A 5,094-nucleotide genomic window follows, 5' to 3' on the forward strand; every position below is an offset into this window, starting at 1 on the left:
CCAGTCACCAGTCACCAGTCACCAGTCACCAGTCACCAGTCACCAGTCACCAGTCACCAGTCACCAGTTTACCTACCAATATTTGGCTCAAATTTCAAATAAGTACCTCCCAAACCTTCAACAATACTGCGGGTATTTGCATCTATCATTTTTTGATAGGTTTCTCCATCACTACCAGGTTTACCTAGTCCATCAATATAAAGTTGTCTATCAAAAAGTTTCACATTTGCTTTGCTGGTAATAGGTTGAAGTGACATAAGATTAATTGTTGTATCTGCAAAAACTGTTGGTGCTTTTGTTTTTTGAATATATTGGGCTAAATTTTTCACTTTTGTATCTGTTAAATTATCTTCATTCCTAATATCTGCTAAACTACCTTTATAGGGAAAACCATAAGCTTTGACATAATAAATCATGGCTTCGTGGGTTGTTAGCAATTTGCGATTTTTATCAGGAATAGTGGCAAGTGTAGACTTAACCCAGTTGTTTAGTTCATTTAATTCTTGGGTTAATTTACTGGTATTGCTACTATATTCTTTTTGATGTTGAGGTAATATTTTACTTAAATTACTATTAACTACTTCTGCCATTTTAATAGTATTTTTCACATCATGCCAAATATGTGGTTCAGTGAAACTTTTACCATTTTTACGTAATCTTTCAGGTGTGGTGACAGCACGTTGAGCAACTGCTATTTTGGGTGCATTATTTTGAGCATTTTGAATAACTTTAATTAAAATTGGTTCAAAATTATAACCATGATATAAAATAAGTTTAGCTTGTTCAATGGCTTGAATATCTTCTGGTGTCGGTTCATAAATACTCGGATTTAAACCAGGAGGAATTAAACAAGTCAAGTTTATTGTTTCTCCCGCAACTTGTTTAGTTAAATCACATAATACACTGGTAGTTGCCACTACTTGAGGAAGATTTTTGTTAATATTTTGCGTCTGATTATACTGAATATATCTGGTATTGAAATTGCGATTGTTGCAACCAGAAAATCCCAGGGAAATCACCAATAAGGCAATATTTAATAAATTCTTGTATATGATTTTTTTTGTCATAAATAACTGCTATTTCTAAATTAAATTTAAATCAAAAAATAGGGAGCATTCCAAATGTGTAAATTTATGTTGATCTAACGAAATAAAACGCTCCCAGATCCTGATATGATTGAACCACAAAGGGCGCAAAGGACACAAAGGTAAGAGGTTTTAAGAGATTTTTTAGTGTTGCTGGGGTTATTTTTTCAAAGTTGGGATGCTCCAAAAAATATTGTGGTGTTTTAAGAGCTAAATTAATCAAGTAGTAAAGGCACAGACATGAGTAATACTGTGCCGGAATTTGGTTTCATAATTGCTAACTTGATTAAAAGTCAGCACTAGGTAATTTACCTTGCAACTTATGAAAATTAGATTGAACACAAGCACTACAACTGCAACCAATATTATTTAAAATTTGCTGGTTTTGTTGTTTGAAAATGGGTTTTGTTAATTCGGGAATTGGTTGTACAGATGCCGCTACAATCTGATCAGAAGTAGCTACAGTCTTCCATCTAGTAGATGCTTGTGCTGGACTTACTAGCAAAAACAAAGATGCTAAAAACAGATGACAAGCCAGAAAAATCAGTTTAGTTATGTTTTTAGTTATGTTCATAGTTCACCCTTAAAGGCTGCTGATACAGCATAACCAATTATTCAACATTAGTCATTAGTTTTTGACCAAATTAGTAGCTCTCCTTGTTCCCCACCAGCGGCTAAAAATTTACCTTGGGGATGCCAAGCTAAAGTAGAAAAACCACCACGTACACCTGTGAGAATTTGCGATACTTCAAAATTATCGTTCCATAAACATAACCACCCATCAGCACCAGCAGAAGCAAGTATATAACTTTGGGGTGCATAGGCGATCGCATTAATTATATCCACATGATTGGTTAAAATTCGCGCTTCCCAACCTAAAGATTCATCCGCTGATTTTTCCCAAACTACCACACCTTCCACACTGGAAGCAGCTAAAAGCGGCGCACCTGTAGAAGTTGTAATTTCTGACCAAGCTAACTGACGAATTTTACCTGGAAAACCACGCATAACCCAAGGATCAGGATTTTCCCATTCTAAAACGGTGACGCTACGATCCATATTTCCTGACGCTAAATATTTACCATTAGGTGACCAAGCCATTGCTACACTAACTGTACCCATAGCTAAAATATAAGGTTCATCATCCCAATCTTCACTATTCCAAATTTTCAAACCTTGATAACCACCAATAGCTAAATATTTTCCATCTTTACGCCAATCAATTCCTAAAATTGATGAATTTTCAAAGTTAAGAGTGACAACAATTTTTTCTGTTTCTGCATCCCATACTTGAACATAACGCCCTAAACTAAAAGCTAATAGATTATTAGTATGATTCCAAGCCAATTTATCAACCCAAGCAGGGGCATTTTCTAAGGTTTTAATTAATTGATTTTCTCGCCAAATCTTTACTTTTCCATCTTGTCCACCCACGGCTAAATATTTACCATCAGCGGAAAAAGCTACACAGTCTATTGATTTACCTGTAGTTGTTTGTAAGTGAGTAATTTCGCAATTTTCCCAGATGACAACTTCTCCCGCAGCAGATATTACAGCCAGTTTTTCACCTGTGGATGACCAATTTAGAGAGGTGATATAATCTGCAAGATGACCTGAATAGTAGGTTGTAAATTCTTGAGGTTTGTTAATTGTGAAGTTCATATATTAGGTAATTGGTGACTGGTGATTGGTGATTGGGAAAAGTCTTTTTCTCACCATCTCTATTATCAGGGTTTAGCACTGCTAAACCCCTACGAATCCTGACTTTCTACAAATCCTGACTTTCTAAACAATACAAGCCAGAAAATCTTGTTTTAACTTGGCTTCATCTAAATTACGTCCAATAAAAACAAGTTCATTTTTTCTGGTTTCATTCTCTTTCCAAGGTCTATCGGCTTTACCATCAAAAATCATGTGTACACCTTGGAAAACAAAGCGGTTATCTTCACCAGCAATGTTTAAAATGCCTTTCATGCGGAAAATATCAGTTCCTTTGGTGCTAAGTAATTCTGACATCCAAGCATTTAATTTTTCCCCATCTATTGCACCTGATTCTACTAAAGCTATAGAATAAACACTTTCATCATGTTCATGGGCATCTTCACCTAAGAAGTTAGGATCAATTTCTAAAGCGCGTTCTAAATCGAAGGCATTTACCCCCAATAAAGCATCCATTGATAATTCAGAATTTCGGGTGCGGTAAATTTTCGCCATTGCATTCATTGAACGAATGCGTTTTTCTAATTCCTCTAAAATTTCTGGTGTGACTAAATCAGTTTTATTTAATAAAATCACATCAGCAAAAGCAATTTGTTCTTGGGCTTCGTCTGCTTCCCAATGTTGCCAAATATGTTTGGCATCTACCACCGTAACTACTGCATCTAGTGATAGTTGACTCTGCATATCTTCATCAACAAAGAATGTCTGAATCACAGGTGCAGGATCGGCTAATCCGGTGGTTTCAATTACTAAATGATCAAATTTATCCCGGCGTTTCATCAAATTACCAATGATGCGGATTAAATCACCACGCACTGTACAACAAATACAGCCATTGTTCATTTCAAATATTTCTTCATCTGCATCAATTACTAATTGATTATCAATGCCTACTTCCCCAAATTCATTGACGATAACTGCTACTTTTTTACCATGTTGGTAGGTGAGAATATGGTTGAGGAGGGTAGTTTTTCCCGCACCTAAATAGCCAGTTAAAACGGTTACGGGTACGGTATTTGCTATTTCTGAAGTCATCATAATTTTAAGGCAATTTTTAGATAATTTGATGATTGGTTCGTTGGCTATCAACAGTTAGGAGTCAGCTTTTTAACACTTATGTCAAAAATTCTTGTTTGCCATCTAGCAGTTAACCCAAATATTCTGACTCCTGACTCCTGACAGTCATTGAGAATCATTCTCTGTTTAACACATATTGGTTAAAAATGGCAGTATTGCATCAAAAACAATTGCTGGATATTCCTCATGAAGTCCCAAAGTACCAGGAATAATCACGCTGGTAATTTTTGGTAACTTTGCTAAAGCGTCCATTTCTTGCCGTGATTTTGGTGGACTAGACGCGCCTATAAATGCCATGATGGGAACGTTTACGGACTCAACCAAGGATAAAAATTCCGCTTGACTGTGAATAGTATCAATGTTGCCAGTGACAAAGGCCGCAGATGCAAATCTGGCGTTTGGTTGTTGGGTGGTTTGCCATTTTTCGGCGATAAATTCGGGTGTAAGTTTAGTTGTATCAGTGAAAACGTGACGGCGATACATCCAACTTAAAAAGGATGGGGTAGTGTTTAGCTTGTAGAGTGCTTGACCGAAAATAGGCGATCGCACCATCCCCCGCACCATAGCAGCTATATTGGCATTTGCCCCCATTGTTGGCAAGGGTCCGCGCCAAGTCGGTGCTAACAAGACAATTTTAGAAATAGCTTCTGGTTGTTTAAATGCCAGCTTTAAGACATAACCAGTAGCATGACCCGCAGCAACCACAATAATTGGAGTATTAAAAACAGATTTCACAAAATCTGCTAAAAATTGCTCATATATGGCGGGATTGTAATCTAAACTCAAGCGTGAACTTTCACCAAAACCCGGCCAGTCAATAGCAGTAACCTGAAAATGGGTAGAGAGTAACTTGGCAAGTTCTCCCACTTCTCCCCGTGTGGAAACGCTACTAAAAGCAGGAAGTAATAAAAGTGGTGAACCCTCCCCTATGGTTTCATAAACCACCCGCAACGGCTGATTTTGCCAATTCCAGGGAAATTCTTTAACTTCACCAGCAAATACACCAGTAGTAGATAAAGTCGTCATTGGTGATTGGTAATTGGTAATTGGTAATTGGTAATTGGTTATTTTCTCCGATACAAAAAAGCTAACTAATGCTAACAAAAGTTGGCTTTTTCTTCCTGTTTCACCCTAGCAGTGTCGGCACTATCTAGTCCACAGGCTAACACGATCAATCTGACCGCTTCTTTTTTTAAATTAATCGCAGCGTTTA

General features: G+C 37.0%; 5 protein-coding genes. All 5 read right to left on the minus strand.

The genetic code is table 11. The annotated features are described in order from the left end of the window. Nucleotides 1–68: 68 nt before the first annotated feature. The 5 genes from PN497_RS14010 to PN497_RS14030 all read right to left on the minus strand — a co-directional run bounded on the left by PN497_RS14010 (nt 69) and on the right by PN497_RS14030 (nt 4,907). Entirely contained in the window at nt 69–1,067 is a 999-nt protein-coding gene (locus tag PN497_RS14010) for a metal ABC transporter solute-binding protein, Zn/Mn family (RefSeq protein WP_096565603.1), read from the minus strand. 304 nt (nt 1,068–1,371) lie between these two features. Beyond that, nucleotides 1,372–1,659, minus strand: a complete 288-nt coding sequence (locus PN497_RS14015; RefSeq protein WP_096565605.1) for a hypothetical protein — start codon at nt 1,657–1,659, stop codon at nt 1,372–1,374. A gap of 47 nt (nt 1,660–1,706) precedes the next feature. Next, nucleotides 1,707–2,747, minus strand: a complete 1,041-nt coding sequence (locus PN497_RS14020) for a WD40 repeat domain-containing protein (RefSeq protein ID WP_096565607.1) — start codon at nt 2,745–2,747, stop codon at nt 1,707–1,709. Nucleotides 2,748–2,870: 123 nt separating this feature from the next. Beyond that, entirely contained in the window at nt 2,871–3,842 is a 972-nt protein-coding gene (locus tag PN497_RS14025) for a CobW family GTP-binding protein (RefSeq protein WP_096565609.1), read from the minus strand. Between the two features lie 165 nt (nt 3,843–4,007). Continuing rightward, nucleotides 4,008–4,907, minus strand: coding sequence for an alpha/beta fold hydrolase (locus PN497_RS14030; protein WP_096572560.1), 900 nt, complete (start codon nt 4,905–4,907; stop codon nt 4,008–4,010). Between the last annotated feature and the right edge of the window lie 187 nt (nt 4,908–5,094).

The sequence above is a fragment of the Sphaerospermopsis kisseleviana CS-549 genome, assembly GCF_028329225.1.
In the GTDB taxonomy this organism is placed as follows: Bacteria; Cyanobacteriota; Cyanobacteriia; order Cyanobacteriales; family Nostocaceae; genus Sphaerospermopsis; species Sphaerospermopsis kisseleviana.

Excerpts from the sequence above, each read along its gene's own strand:
- PN497_RS14010 (WP_096565603.1), bottom strand. The coding sequence starts at position 1,067 with ATGACAAAAAAAATCATATACAAGAATTTATTAAATATTGCCTTATTG.
- PN497_RS14015 (WP_096565605.1), bottom strand. The coding sequence starts at position 1,659 with ATGAACATAACTAAAAACATAACTAAACTGATTTTTCTGGCTTGTCAT.
- PN497_RS14020 (WP_096565607.1), bottom strand. The coding sequence starts at position 2,747 with ATGAACTTCACAATTAACAAACCTCAAGAATTTACAACCTACTATTCA.
- PN497_RS14025 (WP_096565609.1), bottom strand. The coding sequence starts at position 3,842 with ATGATGACTTCAGAAATAGCAAATACCGTACCCGTAACCGTTTTAACT.
- PN497_RS14030 (WP_096572560.1), bottom strand. The coding sequence starts at position 4,907 with ATGACGACTTTATCTACTACTGGTGTATTTGCTGGTGAAGTTAAAGAA.